Consider the following 22,352-nt stretch of genomic DNA (forward strand, 5'->3'; position numbering starts at 1 on the left):
GCCGGGAGCGTCCTCCGTCATGGAGACACTCACCCCTCACACGGGCGCGCTGCCGGCCCGCCGCCCCGTTCCCGCCGCACGCGGCGTCCCGCTCCTGGACGTGGTGATCCCGGTCCACGACGAGGAGCGCGACCTCGAACCGTGCGTCCGGCGGCTCCACGCCCACCTGCGCGGCACGTTCCCGTACCCCTTCCGCGTCACCATCGCCGACAACGCCAGCCGCGACGGCACGGCCCGCGTCGCCGCCGCGCTGGAACGGGACCTGCCCGAGGTCACCGCCGTCCACCTGCCGGAGAAGGGCCGCGGCCGGGCCCTGCGCCAGGTGTGGTCGGCCTCCGACGCGCCCGTCCTCGCCTACATGGACGTGGACCTGTCGACCGATCTGGCGGCGCTGCTGCCGCTGGTCGCGCCGCTGATCTCGGGCCACTCCGACCTGGCGATCGGCACCCGCCTCTCGCCCGGCTCCCGCGTGGTGCGCGGCCCCAAGCGGGAGATCGTCTCCCGCGCCTACAACCTGATCCTGCGCACCACCCTCGCCACCCGCTTCTCCGACGCCCAGTGCGGCTTCAAGGCCGTCCGCAAGGACGTCGCGGAGCGGCTGCTGCCGATGGTCGCGGACACCGGCTGGTTCTTCGACACCGAGCTGCTGGTCGTCGCGGAACGGGCCGGGTTGCGCATCCACGAGGTGCCGGTCGACTGGGTGGACGATCCCGACAGCCGCGTCGACATCCTCGCCACCGCCGTCGCCGACCTGCGGGGCATCGCCCGGCTCGGCGGCGCGCTGGCCCGGGGACCTGTCTCTTCTACACCTCTGACGCTGCCGACGCAGAGGGGAGCATCCTGCTTGGCGGCGTCGGCCGCTGTATCAATCTGAATGAAATGAAGAAGACCACCCTTACCAGCATTAACCGTTTGCGTGTCGTGTACGACTAGCAACGAGCCCTACGTCTTCCGTGCCGTAGGCAGAGTCAGATGTGTAAAAGGGACAGCCCTCGCCTACGTCCTGCTGTTCGTCGCCCTGCGCGGGCCCGCCGGATCGCAGGCCGCGAACGCGCTGGCGCTGCTGCTGACCGCGATCGGCAACACGGCCGCCAACCGCCGCCTCACCTTCGGCGTGCGCGGCCGAGCGCGGGCCACCCGGCACCAGGCGCAGGGCCTGGTGGTGTTCCTGCTCGGGCTCGCCCTGACCAGCGGCTCCCTGGCCGCGCTGCACGCGTCCGGCACCTCCCCGTCCCGGCCGGTGGAGCTGACGGTGCTCGTCGCGGCCAACCTGGCCGCCACCCTGGCGCGTTTCCTGCTCTTCCGCGCCTGGGTCTTCCGCGCCCCCCGTACCGGAACCGCTCCCGGTTCCGACCTCGTTGAGAACTCCAGGAAGCAGACCCGACGATGACCGCGACCCCCGTTCCCGCCCCGGCGGCACGCGCCGGCGACCCGCCCTGGGCCAGGCCCGCCCTGCTCGCCCTTCTCGCGCTGACCGCGCTGCTGTACCTGTGGAACCTCGACGCCTCCGGCTGGGCCAACGCCTACTACGCGGCGGCGGCACAGGCGGGCTCCGAGAGCTGGAAGGCGTTCCTGTTCGGCTCCTTCGACGCGGGCAACTCCATCACGGTCGACAAGACCCCCGCGTCGCTGTGGGTGATGGCGCTGTCGGCCCGGCTCTTCGGCGTCAACTCCTGGAGCGTCCTGGCCCCGCAGGCCCTGATGGGCGCGGCCACGGCGGGCGTGCTGTACGCGGCCGTGCGCCGCAGGTTCGGCGCGGGCACCGGGCTGCTGGCCGCCGCGGCGTTCGCCCTCACCCCGGTCACGGCCCTGATGTTCCGCTACAACAATCCCGACGCGCTGCTGGTGCTGCTGCTCGTCGTGGCGGCCTGGGCGGTGCTGCGGGCCGTCGAGGACGGGCGGACCGGCTGGCTGGTGCTGGCGGGCGGCTGCGTCGGTCTCGGCTTCCTGACCAAGATGCTCCAGGCGTTCCTGGTGCTGCCCGCGCTGGCCCTGGCCTATCTGGTGTGCGCGCCGACCGGGCTCTACCGGCGGATCGGGCAACTGCTGGTCGGCGGGCTGGCGTTGGTGGTGTCCGCCGGCTGGTGGGTCGCGCTGGTCGAGCTGTGGCCGGAGAACTCCCGCCCGTACATCGGGGGTTCGCAGGAGAACAGCATCCTGGAGCTGACCCTCGGCTACAACGGGCTGGGCCGGCTGAACGGCGAGGAGACCGGCAGCGTCGGCGGCGGCGGAATGATCGTCGTCGGCCCGAACGGCGACGTGTCCCAGCAGGCCACGGGCGGCTGGGGTGAGACCGGCATCGGCCGCCTGTTCGACACCGGGATGGGCGGCCAGATCGCGTGGCTGCTGCCCGCTTCCCTGGCGCTGCTCGCCGCCGGTCTGTGGACCGTCCGCCGCCTGCCGCGCACCAGCCCGGCCCGGGCCGCGTTCCTGCTGTGGGGGGCGTGGCTGCTCACGCACTGGCTGGTGTTCAGCTACATGCGCGGCATCTTCCACGAGTACTACAACGTGGCGCTGGCACCGGGCATCGCGGCCGTGACCGCCATGGGCGCGGCGGTGCTGTGGAAACGGCGGCGCCGCCCGGCCGCGGCGGTCACCCTCGCGGCCGTGACCGCCGGAACGGCCTGGTGGTCGTACGTGCTGCTCGACCGCGTGGGGGAGTGGCACCCGTGGCTGCGGTACGCGGTGGCGGCGGCCGGACTGGTGGCGACCCTCGGGCTGCTCGCGCCGCTCCTGCCCGCCGCCCGGCGCGTTCCCCGGCGCGCGGCGGCGCGGGCGGGTCTGGTGGTGGCCGCCGCGGCGCTGCTGACGGCGCTGGCCGGCCCCGCCGCGTTCGCCCTGGCGACCGTGGCCACCCCGGACGAGGGGTCGATCCCGCTGGCCGGTCCCGACCTGCCGGGCGCGGGCCTGCCCGGCCCGCAGCTCACCGGCGGCCAGGCGCCCCCGGCCGGGGCCGAGACGCCGGATGGCAACAGCGGGCCCGCCCCGAACCAGTTGGTCCTCGCGGGCCAGGACGGCAGCGGCGGCACGGGCGGCCTGCTCGACAGCAGCGAGCCCGGCGAGGAGCTGACCGCCGTGCTGGAGGAGGACAGCGACTCCTACACCTGGGTCGCCGCCGTGACCGGCGCCCAGAGCGCCTCCGGCTACCAGCTCGCCACCGGCGACCCCGTCATGCCCCTCGGCGGCTTCAACGGCACCGATCCGTCACCCACCCTGGAGCAGTTCCGGCATCTGGTGAGCACCGGCCGCGTCCACTACTACATCGAGGGCGGCGGCATCACGGCCCTCCAGGGCCCGGCCGACCCGGCGGACCCCTACGCCCCGCCCCTGCCGATCCTGCCGGGCGGGGAGGACGGCAGCGAGTCCGCGCGGATCGCCGACTGGGTCACGGAGAACTTCACCCCCGTCACCGTTGACGGCGTGACGCTCTACGACCTGTCAGCCCCCGCCTGATCCACCGTCACCGCCCGTGGCCCACACGGTCGCGAAGGCCCGGGCCGGGTTCGCCCCGAGGAACAGCGCGGCCACCTCCGGGCCCAGCTCGCGACGGACGCGGGCGGCCGTTCCCGTCAGCAGACCCGGCAGACAGCCCCGCGCGGCGGCCGTGGTGGTGTCGGCCCCCAGCAGCACCCGACCGGCGTGCCCTGCCTCGACGAGCGCGGCGAGGCAGGGCAACAGCCGCCCGTCGGTGGCGCGGTGGGCGGGTGAGGGGCCGTCGAAGGCCAGGTACGCGCCCGCTCCGGCCGCCTGCCGGTGGATCCGCGGATCCACCGGCAGGCGGCCGAGGTGTCCCAGGATCACCCGGTGCGGCGGCACGCCGTGGCGCGCGCAGAGCAGGTCCAGCACCTCCGGGGCACCGGCGCCGCCCTCCAGGTGGACGCCGATCGGTGCCCCGGTGGCGTGGTGGGCGGTCGCCGCCGCCGCGAAGACGTGCCGGGTGTGGGCGTCGGGGCCGTGGAGCCCGCCGGCCACCTTGATCAGGCCCGCCCGGACCGCCCGCACGGCAGGCACGCCGTCCGCGCCGGGGGCGCCGCCGAGGGGGATGCCCCGGGTCAGCTCGGTGACGAAGCGCTCCGCGAGACCGTCCAGGAGGCGGCGCAGGGCGTGCGGGTCGTAGTGGACGGCCTGGTGCAGGCCGGTCGCGGCGATGATGTGGACGCCGGTGGACCGGGACAGTCCCGGGAGCGCGCGGGCCCCGCGGCCCATGCCGATGGGGGTCCACTGGGCGACCGAGGCGCCGCCGAGGGCGGCGAAGGCGCGCAGCTCCGCCCCGGCCGCCGCCGCGTCCGTCAGCTCCTGGCCGGGCAGTCGCGGGGTCCGCAGGAAGAGGTGGTCGTGCGCGTCGCAGACGCCGAGGTCGCCGGGGGAGATGTCACCGAGGACCGTCCGCACCGCCGCGCCCGGCACGGCCGTCATCCCTCCGTCCCCTCGGCCGGTCCGGGGCCGGTGCCCGGCAGCACCGCCGAGGCGACGCGCAGCCCGGCCAGCGCCTTCGGCACACCGACGTACGGGGCCAGGTGCACGAAGACCTCGACGATCTCGCGCGGCGTCATGCCGACGCGCAGCGCGGTCCGCACATGCCCGGTGAGCTGCGGCTCCACGCCCCCCAGCGCCGTGAGCGCGGCGAGCGTGGCCACCTGCCGGTCTCTCGGCGACAGCCCCTCGCGCTGGTACAGGCCGCCGAACAGGGCGGTGACGATCCAGTCCGCGAACCCGGGCGCGTGCGCCTCCAGGCCGGGCAGGGCCTCCCCTTGCGTGGCCTCGTCCTGGAGGACGGCCAGCAGCGCGTAGCCGGCCTCCCGGTCGAGAACCGCCGGCCGCAGCCGCCCCGCCAGGGTCTCTCTCTGCTCCACCGCTCCACTCCTCGACGTGTCCGGTGTAACGGGACAGGCGTTACGGCGTGACCGTAGCAGACGTAACGCCTGAGCCGTTACGATGGGGTGTGTGGCAGATGAACGGCTCCTCGCGTTCCGGTTCGACTGCGGCGCCCCGTGGCTGAACCTGCTGGCGACCCGTGGACGCGCCTTCGGTGGCCGGCCCGTCGAACGGCTCTACTCCCCGGCGCGCCTCACCGAGTGGCTGGCGCGCGGCGAGCTGGCGCCCGCGCGCGCGGCCGACCGGTCCGACCTGGAACGCGCCCGGGAGCTGCGGGAGACGCTGCGCGCGCTCGCCCTGCCCACCGTCGCGGGCGACCCGCCGCCCGCCGACGCCGCCGCCGCGCTGACCGGTTTCCTCGCCGCGCACGACGACCCGGTCCGGCTCGCCACGGGCGACCGCCTCACGCGTCCCGCCCCGGCGACGGCGACCGCCGCCCTGGCCCGCGTCGCTCGCCAGGCCGTGGACCACCTCACCGGACCCGGACGGCACACGCTCAAGACCTGCCCGGAGCTGGACTGCCGCGCCGTGTTCGCCGACACCACCGACCGCCGCCGCTGGTGCCCCTCACCCGCCTGCGCCAGCCGGGGCCGCGTCCGCGCCCTGCGCGCCCGGCGCGGCGACGGACCGGCGTCCCCGCCCGCCCGGTGAAAAACCCGGCGAAGCCGTTACCGTGCCCGCGCCACGACTTTCCGTGAGTCCATACCGCGCCGGAATAACGCCCTCCGACACGAGGCACCCGTCGGAGCGGGCCCGAGTTTTCCAGTTCGGTGGAAAGCGCTCCCCCTGATGGCCCTATACTCCGCCCATGGCCAAGAAAGTTGTCACTGTCTACACCGATGACCTCACCGGGGCGGAAGCCGAGGATGTCGGTACCCACACTTTTTCGCTCGACGGCGTGAACTACGAGATCGACCTCACGGGCGATTCCTTCGACAAGCTGGTCGAAGCCCTGGGTCCGTTCATCGACGCGGGACGGAAGACGGGCCGCACTCCCCGGACCGGAGCAGCGGTCAAGCGCCCCACATCGACTCCCTCCCAGGACTCCGCGAAGATCCGCGAGTGGGCGAAGGAGAACGGCTTCCAGGTCAGCGAGCGCGGCCGGGGCTTTATCATTGTGTGAAATACAGTTTATATTTTGTTTGGTGGAGCAAGTTTTTTTTTTTTTCAAAGAAAAGAACGGAAAGCAAGTTTCCCCCCTGTCGCGGGGGCGGGGAGTTGTGTATAGGAGACGGCAGAGAAGACCCCCCCCCGCCATTCCCGCCTTTCCACCCGGCCCGAGCCGCCAGGGGCGAGCCGCTGCGGAGACGATGACGGGCTTCCCACTCGTTGCCGCCGCCGAGAACCCGATCCGAGCCCCGCGCATCCCGTTTCGCTATGCCGCGCAGTTCGCCGGGCACTTCCCGGCCCGGGCGATGAGGGACTCATCCTCCGCCCTCCGAACACCGTCCGACTCGAACACCGCGCGACAGTTTTCCCTCACGCGCGCGTCCCTTCCGGCGGTACGTCCGGACAGAGCCCTCTGACCTGACCGGCCGGGCTCCATCGCCCGAACCGGAGACCCGCCGGGCGCTCGTAGACTGTCACGCACGGTTCTCAAGGAGGAACGATGCGTCCGCGACGCTTCCAGCAGTACGCTCTCGACGCCTACCGCGCCGCCGGTCTCGCGGCCGAGGAGTGGAGCGAGAAGACCAAGCGCCCCTTCGGCATCAAGGTCCGCCTCGCCTCCGGCGCGGAGCTGTGGCACGCGATCACCACCCAGCCCCGCGAGGGCGACCGGCACGACGAACCGGAACAGCCCGTCGAGAAGCAGGCCCCGGACCCGCTGCCGGTCCCCGACCTCGGCACCGGCCGGATCAAGGTGACCGACCTGGAGCCCTACCTCGCGGCCCTGCTGACCAACGCGGGCTCGCCCGAGATCGTCCGGTGCAGGGGCTACTCGGACGGCCGCGAACAGTCGCCCACCGTCCCCGGCGTCCGCGTGGACTTCTGGAGCGGTGCCCGTGCCTTCCTGCCGTTCGTCAATGTGGCGCGGTCCGGTCAGTCCCGGGGGCAGGACTACGACCTGCCGCGGGAGATCTGACGCCGGTGTGCCGCTGGTCCGCGAGGATCTCGCGGATGACGTGCCGGGCGATGCCCGCCATGACCGGGTTCGTGACGCGGTAGGAGCGCAGTTCGAGGAGGGCGATCGACAACGCCCAGCCGCGTCCGCGTTCCCACGTCGCGTCATCGGCGTCCACCCCGGCCCGGAACGCGGCCCGCGCGCCGGCCGGCAGGACGTACCACGCCGGGATCAGGTCCACGGCCGGATCGCCCAGGCCCGCGCACCCGAAGTCGATGACGGCGCCGAGCCGTTCACCGTCCACCAGCATGTTCCCCGGTTGCAGGTCCGCGTGGATCCAGACCGCCGGGCCGTCCCACGCGGGGGCCCGCGACGCGGCGTCCCACGCGGCGGTCACGGCGCCGGTGTCGATGACCCCGGCCAGCTCCGCCGTCGCGGCCCGGGTCACGGCGTCCCGTGCCGCCAGCGGCTCGCTCCGGTAGGAAGGCGGCCCGCCCGCCGGATCAATCCGGCGCAGCGCGGTGACGAACGCCGCCAAGTCCGCCGCGAACAGGTCCGGTCGGGCGAGGCGTCCAGGCGTCGGAGTCACGCCGTCGAGCCAGCGGTAAACCGACCAGCGCCACGGATAGCCCTCGGCGGGCGTCCCCTGACCCAGGGGCACCGGGACGGCGACCGGAAGCAGCGGCGCGAGCCGGGGCAGCCACACGTGCTCCTTCTCGACATCCCCGGCGGCCCCCGCGAACCGGGGCAGCCGCACGACCATGTCCGCCCCGAGCCGGTACATGGCGTTGGACGTACCGGCGGATTCCACCGCCTCGACCGGAAGTCCCGCCCACCGCGGGAACCGCGCACCGACCAGCCGACGCGCCAGAGCCGCGTCGATGTCCGACTCGTCCCCCCGCACAAACACCTCCCGGATCCCCACCCATCCGAACGCCCCGACCCCCCACCCGTCAACGCGTTTCGGCGCGGCGAGGAGGTCTCCCCCTGTCGGGGAAGACCCCCGATTCGGGTCCGTCCGCATACCGCGCCGAGCCGCCGAGCCGCTCGGATGCCGGAAGCACACCCGAGCAGGCCCCGTCCTCACCTCCCGGCCGTGCGTCGGCTCAAGCACGCCTTTCTTCCCCAGGGAATTCCGGCCCGCCCCGGAAGATGGTGGGCGCGCACGTACGCGGCCCCACGGAATCCGTGGTCATTCACCGAAACCGGCGTCGCGTGCTCGCGCCACCGCGGCAGCCCGATCGTGGACCTCCAGCTTCGCCAGGATCCGCGAGACATAGTTGCGTACCGTCTTCTCGGCCAGAAAGAGCCGCCGCGCGATCTGCTGATTGTTCAGACCGTGGGCGATCATTTCCAGGATCTCCAGCTCCCGGCTGGTCAGATCGGCGAATCCCTTCAGCTCGGGGAGGCCCCGCATCATGGAGAAGTATCTGCTGAATCGCGTGGCTATGGTCGGGCTGAAGGCCGCGCCCCCTTTCGCCACTATCTGAATGGAGTGCAGCAGCTCATCGGACGACCCGATGCGGGCGAGATAGCCGTTGACGCCGGCGCGCAGTGCGGTGAAGACCACGTCGTCAGCGTCGTTCTGCGACACCACGATGACTTTTGGCCTTGTCCTGGAGTCACGGTATTTTGTGGCTATCTGCTGTGTATTCTCACAGATGATTCGTTTTGAGGGTGGTTCGCCCAGAATCACGACATGAGGCTGTAATGTGGTGTTCGCCAGGGCCGCCAGGCCGTCGGAGCTCACCGCCGACATCCCGATGAGGCTGACCCCCTCGTCCTGGTCGATGATTGCCTCAAGTCCCGCGAGGGCGACCGGGTCTTCGCCGAGAATGAAGAGATTGACTCCCATTTTCCACTCCTTCGACCATGGGGATTCGAATGCGCAGAACCATTGCTTGTTGTCGCGCGTCAGATCTTTACTTGTGGACAGGCCCCGGGTGAAGCCTGGAACGCTTCCCTCGGTCGGGCCACGGCTCGGCAGATCACGGACCGTCGGGTCAGTGATCCGGATCAAAGAGCGGTATGTTGCGCGAGAGGCCCTGGATTGCCCCGCCGTCCATTCTTCGGCCCTCGGCCGACGGCGGGCGAACCTCTTGCGGGAACTCACCCCGTCCCCATACGGTGATCAACCCCGAGTATCCCCCTCCCGAACTCTTGGTGCCTGGTTCGGCGATAGGGTCTCGCATGAGCGTTGCCCCACCGGACATCGCGGAAAGGATCTCCCGCGTCATTCCTGGCGGGCAATCGCCTACTGGTGCGCAATCGCTGCGCAATAGGCTCACGGACCAGGCCACCCCACAATGGCCATCAATCCGTCGCGGACGGCTCGGTCTCCCCGCCGCTCACGCGGCCTTGGTGTCCACCCCCGCGCGCTCGGGCGCGAGCGCGCACCTCGCGGCCAGGAGCGGAGCTTCCGGCGAACGCGGACGGTCGCCCCACACCGAAGGGCACCGCCACCACCCGGGCGAAGCGCTACGCGTCACCCGATCCGCCGTGGTCCGGCGGACGTGCCGCACTTCGTCAGACTCACACAGTGGTCACCCCCCAGCATCCACGGTTTCGTATTCTGCCCACCCGCGTCGGCGGTGACCAGTAGGCGTCGAGAACGACGAACTCCCGGGCGCGCCGCCGGGATCGGTGAGGGGGACACCCCCTGTCCCGGCGACCGGGATCGCGGCTGCTCCGGTTCCGTCGGGACGAAGCCCCCGGGTCCGGAACCGCCGCGGTGAGCGGCGAGGAACCCTCCACGGGCGTGGTGGACGGGGCGTGAAGCGAGCGTTTACGTTCAAGGCATGGGTGACCTCCCGCGTCGGCGTCTGATCATGCTCGACGTGCTGGCCGCGCTCGGATTCGCGCTGCTCCCGGCGGTGTCGGTGCTGCGGCCGGACCCGGGTGCCGAGGGGGGCGCCGCCACGGCGTGGCTGCTGTCGGCGGGTATCGCGCTGCCGCTCGCCGTCCGGCGACTGTGGCCCGTGCCGGTTCTCGCCCTCGTCCTGACCGCGGCCCTGGTGACGCTGCCGTTCGGCACCGCGCCGACGTCCTTCCTCGCCGCCTCCTACGCCCTGTACCTCGTGGCCGTGACGCGGAAGGAGCCGGCCCGCTGGTCGGCGGTCGTCGTCGGCCGGGGGAGCGCGGTGGTCGCGGTCGGACTGACGATGACGGGAACCCAGCAGTACCGGGGCGGATCCCAGGCAGTCCCCCTGGTGTTCGGCCTGGTGGTCCTGGGCGCCACCTGGGCGGCGGGGGCGGCGGTCAGGGAGCGGCGGGACAGCACGCGGCGCGCCATCGAGCAGGCGGCGGAACGGGCGAAGGTCGAGGAACGTCTCCGCATCGCCCGCGACATCCATGACGTCGTCACCCACAGCGTGGGCCTGATCGCCATCAAGGCCGGGATCGCCAACCACGTGATCGCGAGCCACCCGGAGGAGGCGCGGAAAGCCCTGACGGTGATCGAGGACGTCAGCCGCGGCGCGCTGCGCGACATGCGGGCCACCCTCACCGTCCTGCGCCGCCCTCCGGAGGAGGGCCGGGATCTCCGGCCGGTGTTCGGGCTGTCGGACCTGCCCGCGCTGGCGCGGACCGCCGAGGCATCGGGTGTGTGCGTCGACCTGCGGTCCAGATGCGCGGAGGAACCCCCCGACGGCGTCGCGCTGTCCGCGTTCCGGATCGTCCAGGAGGCCCTGACCAACGTCATCAAGCACGCCGCGCCCACCCGGTGCCGGGTGCGTGTCGCCGCGGAGCACGGCGCGTTGACGATCGATGTCGACGACGACGGCCCCGGGGCCGCGCACCGGCCGGCCGGACTCGGCGGTGGGCTGGGCCTCGTCGGGATGCGGGAGCGGGGCGCCGCGCACGGCGGCACCATCACGGCGGGGCCGCGGGCGGACGGCGGTTTCCGGGTCTCGGCGACGCTGCCGTACTGACCGGCCTCATCCGCGAGTATGGCTTCGGCCGGCGGGAGCCGTCCGGATTTCCCGACCCGGGACCGATGCGGCCGGCGCGTCACCACGGAAGGCTGGCCGTGTGATCGAAGTCCTGGATCTGACCAAGCGGTACGGGCCACGGCCTGTCGTGGACGGCCTCACCTTCGCGGTGCGCCCCGGGGCCGTCACCGGCTTCCTGGGCCCCAACGGAGCCGGCAAGTCGACGACGATGCGGATGATGCTCGGCCTGACCCGCCCGGACAGCGGTTCCGCGCGGATCGGCGGGCGCGCCTACCAGGACCTGCGGTACCCGGCCCGCCACGTCGGCGCCCTCCTGGAGACATCGGCCCCCCACCGCGGCCTCACGGCCGCCCATCACCTGCTGTGGCTCGCGCAGAGCAACCGGATCCCCCGGCGCGGCGTCGGCGAGGTCCTCGACCGGGTCGGCCTGACCGGCGCGGCCCGGCAACGCGTCGGGACGTTCTCCCTCGGCATGGGCCAGCGACTCGGCCTGGCCGCGGCGCTGCTCGGCGACCCGCCCGTCCTGGTACTCGACGAGCCGGTCAACGGCCTGGACACGGAGGGCATCCGGTGGCTGCGCGAACTGCTGCGCACGATGGCCGCCGAAGGGAGGACCGTCCTCGTCTCCAGCCATCTGATGACCGAGATGTCCATGGTCGCGGACCATCTGATCATCATTCACCGCGGGCGGCTTCTCGTGGACACGAGCATGCCGGACTTCATCCGGCGTCACGGACGGACGTACGTGCGGGTGCGCACACCGGACCCCCGGGGGCTCCGCCGGGAACTGGAACGGAAGGGCGCCTCACTGACCCTCGCGCCGGACGGCGCGCTGGAGGTCGACGGGCTGTCGGCGGCCGAGATCAGCCGGTCGGCCGCGCTCGGGGGATTCACGCTCGAAGAGCTGAGCACCCACGCGGGATCCCTTGAGGACACATTTCTGCGCCTTGTCGGCACGGAGGGGGCCGGGACCCATGTCTGAGACCGCCGCGGCCATCCGCGCCGAGTTCACCAAGGTGTGGTGTGTGCGCGGCACGTTCGCCGCGCTGCTGCTGTTCGCGCCGATCAGCGTCCTGGTCGCCGCCCTCGACGGCTGGTCCGCCAGGTCGGCGCTCGAATCCGGCAACTCCCAGCTCCGGGACGGCTTCACGCCCGAGCAGGCCGGCCTGGACGGCGTTCTGTACGGCCAACTCGCGCTCATCGCCTTCGGCGTGCTCGTCTTCACCAACGAGTACGGGTCGGGCATGATGCGGGTCTCGCTGCTGGCCGTTCCCCGCCGAGGCCGGCTCTACGCCGCCAAGATCGCGGTCGTCGCGGTCGCCGCCACGGTCGTCGTGGTCCCGGTCACCGTCGTCAGCTTCCTGGTCACCCAGCTCGCCCTGGGCCCGTACGGTGTGCCGATCAGCTCGGCGGGCGTGCCCCGCGCCGTCGCGGGCGCGGGCGTCTACCTGACGCTGATGTCCGTGTTCGCGGCGAGCACCGCCGCGATGGCCCGCAGCGCCGTGCTCCCGCTGGCGATCCTGCTGCCGATGGTGCTCGCCGGGACCCACATCCTGTCCGTCATCGGGGCGACGAAGGACCTGGCGCGGTACTTCCCCGACCAGGCCGGCGCGGAGATGCTGACCGTCGGCTCCTCCGACGCGTACACAGGTTTCGCGGTGCTCCTCGCGTGGACCGCGACAGCGCTGCTGTGCGGCGGCCTCCGGCACCGCCGGTGGGACGCGTGACAGGACCGCGCTGAGGCGGCTGCCCCAAGCCCGTGGGACAGACAGCGCCGTAACTTCCCAGACAGGTCACGGGCCGAACAGGTCGGCCCGAACGATCTGCCACTGGGAGGTAACCCATGTCCGCCACTACGGTCTACGAACCCCCGGCCCTTCAGGAGATCGGCGACTTCGACGAGCTCACCAAGTGTCTCGGCGTCGGAAGCTGCGTCGACTTCGCGGGCTGTGGATACGCCGTCGTCTGCTTCTGGTGATCGCGCGCGGTGCCGGTGCGCCCTCGCGCGCCGGCACCGCCCGGAGGAAGGAGGCGACATGGAGTTCACCGTGCTTCCGGACTGCGCGTCCGGTGCCGCGACGGCGGCGGGCCTGCGGGCGACACGCCGGATCGACCACGCGTCGGGGCGGCCGTGGATCCTGGGCGACTGGCCGCGGAGCGAGGTCACGCTGATCGAAGCGGGTCCGCGGCGGTTGGTGCTCATGGGACACACCGCGCTGGACGAGGCGGCCACGGCGGTGGCCCTCGGACGGATGACCTCGCTCCACGACGTGGACGCGCTCGCGGCGCGGCTGCCAGGAACCTTCCACCTCATCACCTCGATGCACGGTGGCACCCGGGTCCAGGGCTCGGTCACCGGCGTGCGGCAGATCTTCACCGTCGTGGTCGACGGGGTCACCGTGGCGGCGAGCGGCGTGGAGCCGTTGCTGCGGCTCACGGACGCGGGCCTCGACGAGACGGTACTGGCGACTCGCCTGCTGACGCCCGGCGGAGCTCCCTGGCCACTCGCCCAGCGTCCGGTCCGCCGCGGCATCGATCCGCTCCCGACCGGCCATTGGCTGCGTCTGGACGCCGACGGCCGGGCGCGGTCCGTACCGTGGTGGCGGCTGCCGGAGGCGACACTCTCGCACAGGGAGGGAGCGGCGGCCGTCCGCTCGGCGCTGTCCGAGGCGCTGGCCACAAGGGTGCGGCCGGGCACGACGATCAGCGCCGACCTGTCCGGCGGTCTGGACTCCACCAGCCTGTGCTTCCTCGCCGGCGCGGCGGGCGCCGATCTCGTCACCTACCATGTCGCGCCGCTCGACAGCGCCAATGAGGACACCGTGTGGGCCCGGAAAGCCGCCGCGCTGCTTCCGGCGGCCCGGCACCACACGCTGCCCGCGGACCGCGCCGAGAACCTCTTCGACGTCGGCTACACCACCGGCCACGCGAACGAGGCGCCGGAGGGGCCGTCCACCTGGGCATCCGGACTCGCGCACATCCGGGACCTCGCGAAGCGGGCGGCGGCGGACGGGGCGTCCCTGCACATCACGGGCTTCGGCGGGGACGAGCTGTTCGGCCGGATGCCCGCCTGCGCGTGGTCCCTGCCCCGCGCCCGGCCGGTCCACGGCCTGCGGCTGCTGAACCGCTACCGGCTGGCCAACCGCTGGCCGGCGGGGGCGACCGTGCGGGCCCTCGTGGACCGGTCGACGTTCGCGGAGAACCTCGCCGCGGTCGCGGCACGGATCGACGCCCCGCCCCCACCGCTCCACGAACCCGACTTCGGCTGGGTGTCCGCGCTCCGCATGCCCGCCTGGGCCACGCCGGACACCGTGGCGGCGGTCCGGCAGCAGCTCACCGAGGCCGCCGAGCGGACGCGTGACCCGCTGGACGCCGACCGCACGCGGCACCAGGCACTCGCGTCACTCGTCTTCGAGGGCTCCATGATCCGGCACATCAACACGGTCCTCGCCGACGCGGGCATTCGCTGGGACGCGCCGTTCCTCGACGACCGGGTGATCGTGGCGGCGCTCGCGACCCGGGTCGACCAGCGCCTGGCGAGCGGACGGTTCAAGCCCCTGCTGACCACCGCCGTACGGGGCGTCGTACCCGACGACATCCTCGCGCGTCGTGACAAGGGCGAGTTCAGCGCCGAGACATTCCGCGGCATCGAGCGCAACCGGTCGCGGCTCCTCGAACTGTGCGACGACTCGCGCCTCGCCCGGCTCGGACTCATCGACCCCTCGGCGTTCCGGGCTGCCGTGCTCAACCCCGGACCGATGTCCCACCACCTCCAGCCGATCACGACCACCGTGGCATGCGAGAGCTGGCTCCGCTCGCACGTCCAGCCGCGTACCCAGGACACGGGAGAACGCATATGAAGCTGAACCTCGCCCGCGACGTGACCCTCACCCCCATCGAGTCGGGGGTGGTACTCCTCGATGGACGCCGGGGCCGCTACTGGCGACTGAACGAGTCCGGCTCCAGCATTCTGCGGAAGCTGCTCGCCAGGGACAGCACCGACATGGCGGCCGCGGCACTTGCCGCCTCGGCCCCGGTGAGCGAGATCCAGGCACGCCAGGACGTGACCGCACTCGTCGAGTCCCTGAGCGCCGCGAAGCTCGTGGAGGTCACGCCATGACCACCCCCGCTGTCGCCGAGCAGGCCCCACGACTCCCATGGCACCGGCAGCTCGCACCCCGGAGCGCGGCCGGTGTCGCACGCCTGCTGGTCCGGCTCCCCCCGGCCCGGCTGCAACGAGTCCTTCGCCTGGTCAGCAAGGGAACTCGTCCCGCCGCCTACACGGAGGTGGCACGGGCCCGCCGGTCGGTCGTCTCGGTCAGCACGCGTTGCGCGGGCCTGGGCTGCCTGCAGCGTTCCGTGGCCACCGTCCTGCTGTGCCGGACCCGGGGCCGGTGGGCCGATTGGTGCACCGGCTTCCGGACCGAACCGTTCGGTGCCCACGCGTGGGTCGAGGTCGACGGGCGACCGGTGGACGAGCCGGGTGAGCTGAGAGTGTTCCGGACGGTACTCGCGGTGCGCTGCCCGGGAGGGAGCCGCTCATGACGGCGATCCGGGCCGAGGGCCTCTACGCGTTCTACGGCACGACGCCGGCCGTCGACGGTCTCGATCTCACGGTGCCCGCCGGCGTGACGTTCGGCTTCCTCGGTCCGAACGGAGCGGGCAAGACGACGACGATGAGCATGCTGACCACGTTGCTCAAGCCCACGGCGGGACGGGCGGAGGTCGCGGGCTTCGACGTGGCGACGCGGCCCGCCGAGGTCCGTCGCCGCATCGGCATCGTCTTCCAGGAGTCCACACTCGACCTCGACCTCACGGCTGTCGAGAATCTCCGTTTCCAGGCCGACCTGTGCGGGTTTCCTCGTCGCGAGGCACGCGGCGCCGTCTCCGCGATGCTCGCCCTGATGGATCTCTCGGAACGCGGCGGCACCCCGGTGGGGCAGCTCTCCACCGGTCTCCGCCGCCGGCTGGAGATCGCCCGCGGCCTGCTCGGCGCTCCACGGATCCTCTTTCTCGACGAGCCGACGACCGGCCTCGACGCCCAGACCCGCGCGGCAGTCTGGGAACACCTGAACAGGCTGCGCCGGGAACAGGGCATCACGGTCTTCTTCACCACGCACCAGTTGGAGGAGGCCGAGCACTGCGACCGGATCGCCATCATCGACCGCGGAAAGGTGATCACTCACGGGACGCCCGCCGAGCTGAAGTCCCTCATCGGAGCGGATGTCGTCGTGTTGCGCACCGAGGACGACGCGCGTGCCGTGGACGCCCTGGCCGACCGGTTCGGCCTGGCGGCGGAGTCCACCCCGGACGGACTGCTGCTCCGGGTCGCGAACGGCGCCGGCCTGGTACCGCGGCTGTGCACCGGACTGGGCCTGGCCGTGCACGCGGTGACCGTCGTCCCGCCGACGCTGGACGACGTCTTCCTGCACCACACCGGATCCGCCGTCCGGGAGAACGGGGCGAACGCGCACACGCTCAGCCGTCTGGGGGAGGGACTGCGATGACCCGGAGCGACACCATGCTGGAAACCCCCGACGGCGGCACCGCCACCGCCGGCCCGGTGCCCGTCCACCGGTCGCCCCACGCCCTCAGACCGGTCGTGCTTCTCCTGCGGCGGGAGATGGTCCGGCTGCGGCGCAACCCGGTGCGCCTCGCCATGGGCCTGGTGACCCCCCTGCTGTTCCTCGTCGTGCTGGGCACGGGACTCGACGCGACATCGTCCAGCCTGGGCAGAGCACAACTCCAGGACTACCGGGCCTACCTGTTCCCCGGCACGCTGGTCATGTCGGTGCAGGCGCCGGCGATCGCGGTGGGCATCTCACTGGTGTGGGACCGACGGCTGGGCGTGCTGCGGCAGATGCTCGTCGCGCCGTTCCCGAGATCGAGCATCGTCCTCGGCCTCGCGCTGGGCGGAGCCACCACAGGCGCGATCTACGGCCTGCTGGTCATGTCGGTCGGAGGCATCGCGGGTATCCGGTACACGCCGATGCTGCTCGTCGTCCTGCTGGAAGTCCTGCTCGTCTCCCTGCTGTTCACGTCGCTCGGACTGCTCGCCGCGGTGACGATCAGGCAAGTGGACACCTTCCAGATACTGGTGAACCTGAGCCTGATGCCGTTGATGTTCTTCTCCGGCGCGATGTTCCCGCCGAACGGGCTGCCGGGCTGGCTTTCCCTGGTGGTGAAGCTGAACCCGCTGACATACGGAGTCGACGCCGTCCGCCGGACCCTGCCCGGCCCCGACTCCCTCAGTTCGGAGCAGACACGCCTGCTCATCTGGGGCTGGAATCCTCCGGTGGCCGCGGAACTGGGGCTGCTGGCCGGTATCGCCGCCGTGGCGCTCGGACTGGCCACGTACCGGTTCTCCCGTACGCACTGAACCCGAGGGAGTTCGCACCTTGCGTGTCACCAAGGCATGGACGGGGACCGCGGCGCGGCTGACCCTCGCGGCGGTCCTGGGCTTCGCCGGGGCGGTGAAGTTCCAGGACCTGGCGGTGGCCGACCGCTCGGTCGCCGCCTACCAGATCGTGCCCGCCGAAACCGCCCTTCTCGTCGGCACCGCACTGCCGTTCATCGAGGTGGCGATCGCTGTGCTGCTGGCTGTCGGACTGGCCACCAGGGCAATGGCGACGCTCACGGCCTTGCTGATGGCGGCGTACACCGCGGCCATCGCCTCGGTGTGGGCGCGAGGGTTGTCCATCGATTGCGGCTGTTTCGGCGGCGGAGGAACACTCACGAGCGGAGCCGAGCGCGGATACGTCATCGACATCGCGCGCGATCTGCTCTTCCTCGGCGCGGCCGTCTTCCTGATCCGGCACCCACGCACGCGTTACGCGCTGGACCGCCGGCTCCTGGATGTGAAGGAGGAATAGGTATGCGGTCATCGGACACGACCGGGGCGACGGACGCCTCGGTCAGGGAAATGGTGCGGAAGCGGCACCGGCGGCGGCGCGCGACTCTCGTCTCACTCGTCGCCGTGTTCGTCGTCGTCGGTGGGGCGCTGGTCGGCGTCGGCCTGGTGCGGGCCGGGGACTCGGGGCCCGGTGAGGCGCCGAGCCGGGTGCCCGCCGGGGCGGCGAGCGACAAGTCGGGACTGGTGTTCTCCGACGGTCCGGTCCGGGTCGACATCTACCTCGACTACCTCTGTCCCGCGTGCCGTGACACCGAACGGTCCCTGGCCCCGGTCCTCACCACCCTGCGAGCGGACCGTGACATCACCCTCGTCTATCACCCGGTCGCCTTCCTCGACGACTACAGCGACCCGGCGGGCTATTCGACACAGGCCGCCTCCGCGGCGGCGTGCGCCGCGGACCAGGGGCACTTCGAGCAGTACTCGTCGGTACTGTTCGACCTGCAACCCCCGGAACGAGGCCCCGGGCTCAGCGAGGCCCAACTGGTCGCCGCGGGCCGGGAAGCGGGCATCACCGACGACTCCTTCGCCACGTGTGTCGATGACGCGCCATACCTTCCCTGGGTGACGTACGTGTCCGATGTGGCCGCCTCGGACGACATCGCGCTGACCCCGACCGTCACCGTGAACGGAACGCGCGTCGACGTCACCGGCTCGGATCCCGGCGCGGCGCTCGCCGGCGCGGTGGCCGAGGCGGGCCGATGACGCGGCTGACCGTGGCCCTTTCCGGCGACTGCATGGCGACCAGGGGAGCGCTGATCACGTCGGACCCCGCCGCCGTCGAACTGCGTGAACTGCTGCGTGCCGTGGACTTCGCCTTCACCAATCTGGAGGTCGTCCCCAGCGGCAGCCGTGGGCACCCGGTGCACAACGCGGCGGGAGGTGGTTGCCTGATCGCGGACCCCCGCGTGATCGACGACATCGTGGCGGCCGGCTTCACGGTGCTCGGCTGCGCGAACAATCACGCGCTGGACATGGGCGTGGACGGCCTGCTCGGTACCGTGGACCTGCTGAACGCGAGAGGGGTCCCCTTCGCGGGGATCGGTGCCGACCTCACGGCCGCGCGGCGACCGGTCTACGTCGACCGGCCCGGCGGCAGCCTGGCCCTCATCTCGTGCAGTTCGACCTTCCTGCCCGGGCAGGAAGCCGCCGCGCCGTCACCGGACACGCCGGGTCGTCCCGGCCTGAACCCGCTGCGGTACACCGCGACGCTGGACGTGACGGCCGCGCAGATGGAGGGGCTGCGGGAGATCGACGCCAGGACGGGGCTGCGGGCCCGGCGGGCCGAGGCACGCACGCTGCTGGGCTTCGATCCCGCGCTGCCCTCGGCCGAGCGGCTCGTCCTGTTCGGCACCCGCTTCCGGGTGGCGGACGAGCCGGGCTTCGCGACCGAGTGCGATCGGACGGACCTCGACGAGATCTCCCAGTGGGTGCGTGAGGCCCGCGACCGGGCGGACCTCGTCCTGGTCAGTGTCCACTCCCACGAACCGGGCCCGACGCCGGAAGAACCGGGCGAGTTCCTGCGGACGTTCGCCCACCGGAGCATCGACGCGGGCGCCGATATCGTGGTCGGCCATGGCCCGCACTTCCTGCGCGGGGTGGAACTCCACCGGGGCAAGCCGATCTTCTACAGCCTGGGCAACGTCGTCAGCCAGATCGAACTCGCCGACCATGTTCCCGCCGAGGACTACGCGCGGGTCGCCGGTCCCCGCACGCCGGGGCGTTACTTCGCCGAACTGACCGGCCACGGCCGCCGGTTGTTCGCCCCGCACCGCCGGTACTGGGAATCGCTCATACCGGTGCTCACCTTCGACGACGGCGCGCTCGTCGAAGCGCGCCTCCATCCGATCGAACTGGGCTTCGGTCGGCCTGTCCATCGCCGGGGGCGCCCGCGTATGGCCGGACCGGCCGACGCGGAAAGGATCCTGACCTCGTTCGCCCGGCTCGCCGCGCCCCACGGCGCCACCGTCACCGTCGGGGAGGCCAGGACGGGCGAACTGGCCCTCGACGTACCCCACCGCGCACCTGACGCGCACCGGGCGGGCCATGGCGGCTACACGTCGCTCCCGTAGGTCCAACAGGGTGTCATCTCAAGGAAACTGACGGAGCGACACGGTAGGGTGACCGAACTCGATGACCTCATGAGCGGTAGGCGAGGAACGTGGGATGGCCGAGGCGGTCCGGGTCCTGATCGCGGACGATCAAGCGCTGGTGCGGGGGAGTTTCCGGCTCCTCGTCGATTCCACACCCGGGCTGGAGGCGATCGGCGAGGCGGGCGACGGAGCGGCGGCGGTCGAACTCGCCCGGGAACTGCGACCGCATGTCGTCCTCATGGATCTGCGGATGCCCGTCATGGACGGCATAGCGGCCACCCGGCAGATCTGCGCCGACGAGACCATGACGGGCGTACGGGTCCTGGTCCTCACCATGTTCGACATGGACGACTACGTCTACCCGGCGCTTCAGGCGGGCGCGAGCGGATTCATGCTCAAGGACGCCTCGCCGTCCGATCTCGTCAACGGCATCCGCATCATCGCCACCGGGGAGAGCGTCCTCGCGCCGACGGTCACCCGCCGCCTCATCGCGAACTTCGCCCGCCCCGGCGACGCGCCCCGGCCGGAATCACGCCTGGTCGGACTCACCAGACGCGAACAGGAGGTGCTCGTGCTGATCGCCAACGGCCTGTCGAACGCCGAGATCTCCGAACGCCTGGTGATCAGCCTGCCGACCGTGAAGACCCATGTGAGCAGCCTCCTGGCCAAGCTGCGCGCCCGTGACCGCGCCCAACTCGTCATCATCGCCTACGAAAGCGGCCTCGCCGAGCGCGGAATGCCGGCCTGACCACGGCCCGCGTTGCTCCGCTCGCAGAAGACGTCCAGTCTCCGGACGGCGCCCTCGCCGGCCGTCCCCGGCGTCCGCGTGGACTTCTGGAGCGATGCCCGCGCCTTGCTGCCGTTGGTCAACGTGGCGCGGTCCGGTCAGTCCGGGGGCAGGATGACGACCTGCCGGGGGAGACCTGACGCCGGTGTGCTGCCGGTCCGCCGCGTCCCCACGTCGCGTCATCGGCGCCCGGCCCGGCCCGGAACGCGGCCCGCGCGCCGGCCGGCAGGGCGCGAACGGACCCGGCGCCCCGTCCGAGCGCCCCGGCTCCCTCGGCGTCAACGCGTTCCCCGTCCTGCGGCGAACGGCGGGGAGCCATCGCGGCGCGGACGGTACCGGGGGCCGGCCCCAGGCCCGTCGGGGGGCCAGCCGTATCGCTGTCCCCTCCGTCGCACCGACACCCTGGACCCGCATGGTTGCCGATCGCGGCGTGACGAGGGAGCACAGGGTGATAGCGGTGAGCGGGAAAGCGATCAGGGCGCTGAGCGGCGTGGCCCTCGCTGTGGTGTGCGCGGCGGCGGCCGGCGGCCCGGCCACAGCCCACGGGGCCGGCCGGTCCGCGTTGCAGCGCGACGCGGACGCGATCCGCGACGCGGGCGCCACGGGCGTCCAGGTACGGGACGGGCACGGGCGCGTCGCGACCAGCGGCGTCGCGGACCTGGAAACCGGCCGACCTGTCTCCCCCCACGGGTACTTCCGGATCGGCAGCACGAACAAGACGCTGGTGGCCACGGTCGTGCTCCAACTCGTCTCCGAGCAGAAGCTGACGCTGGACGACCCCGTCGAGACGTGGCTCCCGGGCCTGATCCGGGGGAACGGGAACGACGGCCGGAACATCACCGTCCGGCATCTCCTCCAGCACACGAGCGGCATCTCGGACGCCAACTGGCCAGCCATGGACACCGAGGAGCAGTATCTGGCGCTCCGCTACACGGCCCGCACCCCGGAGGAGACGGTCGCCCTCGCGATGGCCGCCGAGCCGGAGTCCGCCCCGGGCGCCGAGTGGCACTACTCCAACACCGGCTATGTCGTCCTCGGCCTGCTCATCGAGCGGGTCACCGGCAACGCCTGGCACGAGGAGGTCGACGCGCGCGTCCTCGGGCCGGCCGGTATGCACCACACCGTCTGGCCCGGCGACTCCCCGGGCCTGCCCCGCCCGCACGCCGAGGGGTACACCCGCTTCGCCGAGGGCGGGCCGCTGGTGAACACGACCGAGCTGATCGACGCGGACGCCTCCGGCGGCTACCTCTCCACCACCGCCGACCTGAACCGTTTCCTGCGGGCCCTGTTCGACGGGACGCTCCTGGACGACGCCGGGCTGGCCGCGATGCGGCAGACCATGCCGATGGACGACGAGGTCACACAACTGTGGCCGGATGCCCGGTACGGGCTCGGGATCTTCTCGCGCTCCCTGCCCTGCGGCGGCCGGGTCTGGATACCGAGCGGCGACCAGCTCGGCTACAGCACCAGGACGGCCGTGACGGAGGACGGCCGCCGCAGCGTGGTGGTCTCGGTCACGACGCAGCAACACGACTCGTTCGACAGCGCGCTGGCCCAGGAACGCGCGGTCACCCGGCTCATCGACAACGCCCTGTGCGGCGACACGGGCGATTGAGACACCTGGGCACCGGCGCCGCCTCCGTGGCGGGGCGATCGCGGCTCGCGGAGGCGGCGG

Annotated in this window: 22 protein-coding genes and 1 pseudogene; 19 read left to right on the forward strand and 4 right to left on the reverse strand. The window is 72.2% G+C overall.

What is annotated here, in order from left to right:
• Positions 1–19: 19 nt before the first annotated feature.
• Together BN2279_RS30090 and BN2279_RS01565 are read left to right on the forward strand one after the other, a co-directional pair.
• A pseudogene (locus BN2279_RS30090) lies at positions 20–1,390 on the forward strand (glycosyltransferase).
• The gene (locus tag BN2279_RS01565) at positions 1,387–3,453 is read left to right on the forward strand and encodes an ArnT family glycosyltransferase (RefSeq protein WP_059005871.1); all 2,067 of its coding nucleotides are present in this window, start codon (positions 1,387–1,389) and stop codon (positions 3,451–3,453) included. Before BN2279_RS30090 ends, BN2279_RS01565 begins: the two are co-directional and overlap by 4 nt.
• On the opposite strand, the gene BN2279_RS01570 is transcribed toward BN2279_RS01565, so the two are convergent.
• Both BN2279_RS01570 and BN2279_RS01575 read right to left on the reverse strand, forming a co-directional pair.
• Positions 3,439–4,416, reverse strand: a complete 978-nt coding sequence (locus BN2279_RS01570) for a phosphotriesterase family protein (protein ID WP_059005872.1) — start codon at positions 4,414–4,416, stop codon at positions 3,439–3,441. The two genes, BN2279_RS01565 and BN2279_RS01570, sit on opposite strands and share 15 nt — an antisense overlap.
• Entirely contained in the window at positions 4,413–4,853 is a 441-nt protein-coding gene (locus tag BN2279_RS01575) for a carboxymuconolactone decarboxylase family protein (RefSeq protein ID WP_234347278.1), read from the reverse strand. The genes BN2279_RS01570 and BN2279_RS01575 overlap by 4 nt, the downstream gene beginning before the upstream one ends.
• 91 nt (positions 4,854–4,944) lie before the next feature.
• Here BN2279_RS01575 and BN2279_RS01580 point away from each other — a divergent pair, with 91 nt between their 5' ends.
• The 3 genes from BN2279_RS01580 (at position 4,945) to BN2279_RS01590 (ending at position 6,958) form a co-directional block, all read left to right on the forward strand.
• Positions 4,945–5,526: a CGNR zinc finger domain-containing protein gene (locus tag BN2279_RS01580; protein ID WP_059005873.1), complete on the forward strand. Its 582-nt coding sequence runs from the start codon at positions 4,945–4,947 to the stop codon at positions 5,524–5,526.
• A 157-nt stretch (positions 5,527–5,683) separates the two neighbouring features.
• A complete protein-coding gene (locus BN2279_RS01585) occupies positions 5,684–5,998 on the forward strand; it encodes a histone-like nucleoid-structuring protein Lsr2 (protein WP_059005874.1) in 315 nt (104 codons plus the stop codon).
• 486 nt (positions 5,999–6,484) lie between these two features.
• Positions 6,485–6,958, forward strand: a complete 474-nt coding sequence (locus BN2279_RS01590; protein WP_059005875.1) for a hypothetical protein — start codon at positions 6,485–6,487, stop codon at positions 6,956–6,958.
• Here BN2279_RS01590 and BN2279_RS01595 read toward each other — a convergent pair.
• The gene (locus BN2279_RS01595; protein ID WP_234347306.1) at positions 6,897–7,841 is read right to left on the reverse strand and encodes an aminoglycoside phosphotransferase family protein; all 945 of its coding nucleotides are present in this window, start codon (positions 7,839–7,841) and stop codon (positions 6,897–6,899) included. The genes BN2279_RS01590 and BN2279_RS01595 overlap by 62 nt on opposite strands.
• Before the next feature lie 288 nt (positions 7,842–8,129).
• The gene (locus BN2279_RS01600) at positions 8,130–8,957 is read right to left on the reverse strand and encodes a response regulator transcription factor (protein WP_159037019.1); all 828 of its coding nucleotides are present in this window, start codon (positions 8,955–8,957) and stop codon (positions 8,130–8,132) included.
• Between the two features lie 778 nt (positions 8,958–9,735).
• Here BN2279_RS01600 and BN2279_RS01605 point away from each other — a divergent pair.
• The 14 genes from BN2279_RS01605 to BN2279_RS01665 all read left to right on the forward strand — a co-directional run bounded on the left by BN2279_RS01605 (position 9,736) and on the right by BN2279_RS01665 (position 22,292).
• Positions 9,736–10,866, forward strand: a complete 1,131-nt coding sequence (locus BN2279_RS01605; RefSeq protein WP_059005877.1) for a sensor histidine kinase — start codon at positions 9,736–9,738, stop codon at positions 10,864–10,866.
• Positions 10,867–10,966: 100 nt separating this feature from the next.
• The gene (locus tag BN2279_RS01610; RefSeq protein ID WP_059005878.1) at positions 10,967–11,869 is read left to right on the forward strand and encodes an ABC transporter ATP-binding protein; all 903 of its coding nucleotides are present in this window, start codon (positions 10,967–10,969) and stop codon (positions 11,867–11,869) included.
• Positions 11,862–12,614, forward strand: coding sequence for an ABC transporter permease (locus tag BN2279_RS01615; RefSeq protein ID WP_059005879.1), 753 nt, complete (start codon positions 11,862–11,864; stop codon positions 12,612–12,614). The genes BN2279_RS01610 and BN2279_RS01615 overlap by 8 nt, the downstream gene beginning before the upstream one ends.
• Positions 12,615–12,730: 116 nt before the next feature.
• A complete protein-coding gene (locus BN2279_RS28295; protein WP_104530897.1) occupies positions 12,731–12,865 on the forward strand; it encodes an aborycin family tricyclic lasso peptide in 135 nt (44 codons plus the stop codon).
• Between the two features lie 58 nt (positions 12,866–12,923).
• Entirely contained in the window at positions 12,924–14,747 is a 1,824-nt protein-coding gene (locus tag BN2279_RS01620; protein ID WP_059005880.1) for a lasso peptide isopeptide bond-forming cyclase, read from the forward strand.
• Positions 14,744–15,007 (forward strand): lasso peptide biosynthesis PqqD family chaperone, encoded by a 264-nt coding sequence (locus BN2279_RS01625; protein WP_059005881.1) that lies wholly within the window; start codon positions 14,744–14,746, stop codon positions 15,005–15,007. Before BN2279_RS01620 ends, BN2279_RS01625 begins: the two co-directional genes overlap by 4 nt.
• The gene (locus BN2279_RS01630) at positions 15,004–15,432 is read left to right on the forward strand and encodes a lasso peptide biosynthesis B2 protein (protein WP_059005882.1); all 429 of its coding nucleotides are present in this window, start codon (positions 15,004–15,006) and stop codon (positions 15,430–15,432) included. Before BN2279_RS01625 ends, BN2279_RS01630 begins: the two co-directional genes overlap by 4 nt.
• Positions 15,429–16,394, forward strand: a complete 966-nt coding sequence (locus BN2279_RS01635; protein ID WP_059005883.1) for an ATP-binding cassette domain-containing protein — start codon at positions 15,429–15,431, stop codon at positions 16,392–16,394. The genes BN2279_RS01630 and BN2279_RS01635 overlap by 4 nt, the downstream gene beginning before the upstream one ends.
• Positions 16,391–17,266, forward strand: coding sequence for an ABC transporter permease (locus tag BN2279_RS01640; RefSeq protein ID WP_059005884.1), 876 nt, complete (start codon positions 16,391–16,393; stop codon positions 17,264–17,266). Before BN2279_RS01635 ends, BN2279_RS01640 begins: the two co-directional genes overlap by 4 nt.
• A 19-nt stretch (positions 17,267–17,285) precedes the next feature.
• The gene (locus tag BN2279_RS01645; RefSeq protein WP_059005885.1) at positions 17,286–17,759 is read left to right on the forward strand and encodes a MauE/DoxX family redox-associated membrane protein; all 474 of its coding nucleotides are present in this window, start codon (positions 17,286–17,288) and stop codon (positions 17,757–17,759) included.
• Between the two features lie 2 nt (positions 17,760–17,761).
• Positions 17,762–18,502, forward strand: coding sequence for a DsbA family protein (locus BN2279_RS01650; protein WP_059005886.1), 741 nt, complete (start codon positions 17,762–17,764; stop codon positions 18,500–18,502).
• Positions 18,499–19,869 (forward strand): lasso peptide C-terminal Trp epimerase, encoded by a 1,371-nt coding sequence (gene mslH / locus BN2279_RS01655; RefSeq protein WP_059005887.1) that lies wholly within the window; start codon positions 18,499–18,501, stop codon positions 19,867–19,869. Before BN2279_RS01650 ends, mslH begins: the two co-directional genes overlap by 4 nt.
• Before the next feature lie 94 nt (positions 19,870–19,963).
• On the forward strand, positions 19,964–20,638 hold the full coding sequence (locus BN2279_RS01660) for a response regulator (RefSeq protein WP_059005888.1): 675 nt from the start codon (positions 19,964–19,966) through the stop codon (positions 20,636–20,638).
• A gap of 496 nt (positions 20,639–21,134) precedes the next feature.
• A complete protein-coding gene (locus BN2279_RS01665; RefSeq protein ID WP_234347280.1) occupies positions 21,135–22,292 on the forward strand; it encodes a serine hydrolase domain-containing protein in 1,158 nt (385 codons plus the stop codon).
• Positions 22,293–22,352 lie beyond the last annotated feature (60 nt).

The organism is Streptomyces specialis, assembly GCF_001493375.1.
Lineage (GTDB): Bacteria > Actinomycetota > Actinomycetes > Streptomycetales > Streptomycetaceae > Streptomyces > Streptomyces specialis.

Bases quoted from the DNA above. Each gene is read 5' to 3' on its own strand.
- BN2279_RS01565 (WP_059005871.1), top strand. From the start codon at position 1,387: ATGACCGCGACCCCCGTTCCCGCCCCGGCGGCACGCGCCGGCGACCCG.
- BN2279_RS01570 (WP_059005872.1), bottom strand. From the start codon at position 4,416: ATGACGGCCGTGCCGGGCGCGGCGGTGCGGACGGTCCTCGGTGACATC.
- BN2279_RS01585 (WP_059005874.1), top strand. From the start codon at position 5,684: ATGGCCAAGAAAGTTGTCACTGTCTACACCGATGACCTCACCGGGGCG.
- BN2279_RS01590 (WP_059005875.1), top strand. From the start codon at position 6,485: ATGCGTCCGCGACGCTTCCAGCAGTACGCTCTCGACGCCTACCGCGCC.
- BN2279_RS01605 (WP_059005877.1), top strand. From the start codon at position 9,736: ATGGGTGACCTCCCGCGTCGGCGTCTGATCATGCTCGACGTGCTGGCC.
- BN2279_RS01615 (WP_059005879.1), top strand. From the start codon at position 11,862: ATGTCTGAGACCGCCGCGGCCATCCGCGCCGAGTTCACCAAGGTGTGG.
- BN2279_RS28295 (WP_104530897.1), top strand. From the start codon at position 12,731: ATGTCCGCCACTACGGTCTACGAACCCCCGGCCCTTCAGGAGATCGGC.
- BN2279_RS01620 (WP_059005880.1), top strand. From the start codon at position 12,924: ATGGAGTTCACCGTGCTTCCGGACTGCGCGTCCGGTGCCGCGACGGCG.
- BN2279_RS01625 (WP_059005881.1), top strand. From the start codon at position 14,744: ATGAAGCTGAACCTCGCCCGCGACGTGACCCTCACCCCCATCGAGTCG.
- BN2279_RS01630 (WP_059005882.1), top strand. From the start codon at position 15,004: ATGACCACCCCCGCTGTCGCCGAGCAGGCCCCACGACTCCCATGGCAC.
- BN2279_RS01635 (WP_059005883.1), top strand. From the start codon at position 15,429: ATGACGGCGATCCGGGCCGAGGGCCTCTACGCGTTCTACGGCACGACG.
- BN2279_RS01640 (WP_059005884.1), top strand. From the start codon at position 16,391: ATGACCCGGAGCGACACCATGCTGGAAACCCCCGACGGCGGCACCGCC.
- BN2279_RS01650 (WP_059005886.1), top strand. From the start codon at position 17,762: ATGCGGTCATCGGACACGACCGGGGCGACGGACGCCTCGGTCAGGGAA.
- mslH (WP_059005887.1), top strand. From the start codon at position 18,499: ATGACGCGGCTGACCGTGGCCCTTTCCGGCGACTGCATGGCGACCAGG.
- BN2279_RS01660 (WP_059005888.1), top strand. From the start codon at position 19,964: ATGGCCGAGGCGGTCCGGGTCCTGATCGCGGACGATCAAGCGCTGGTG.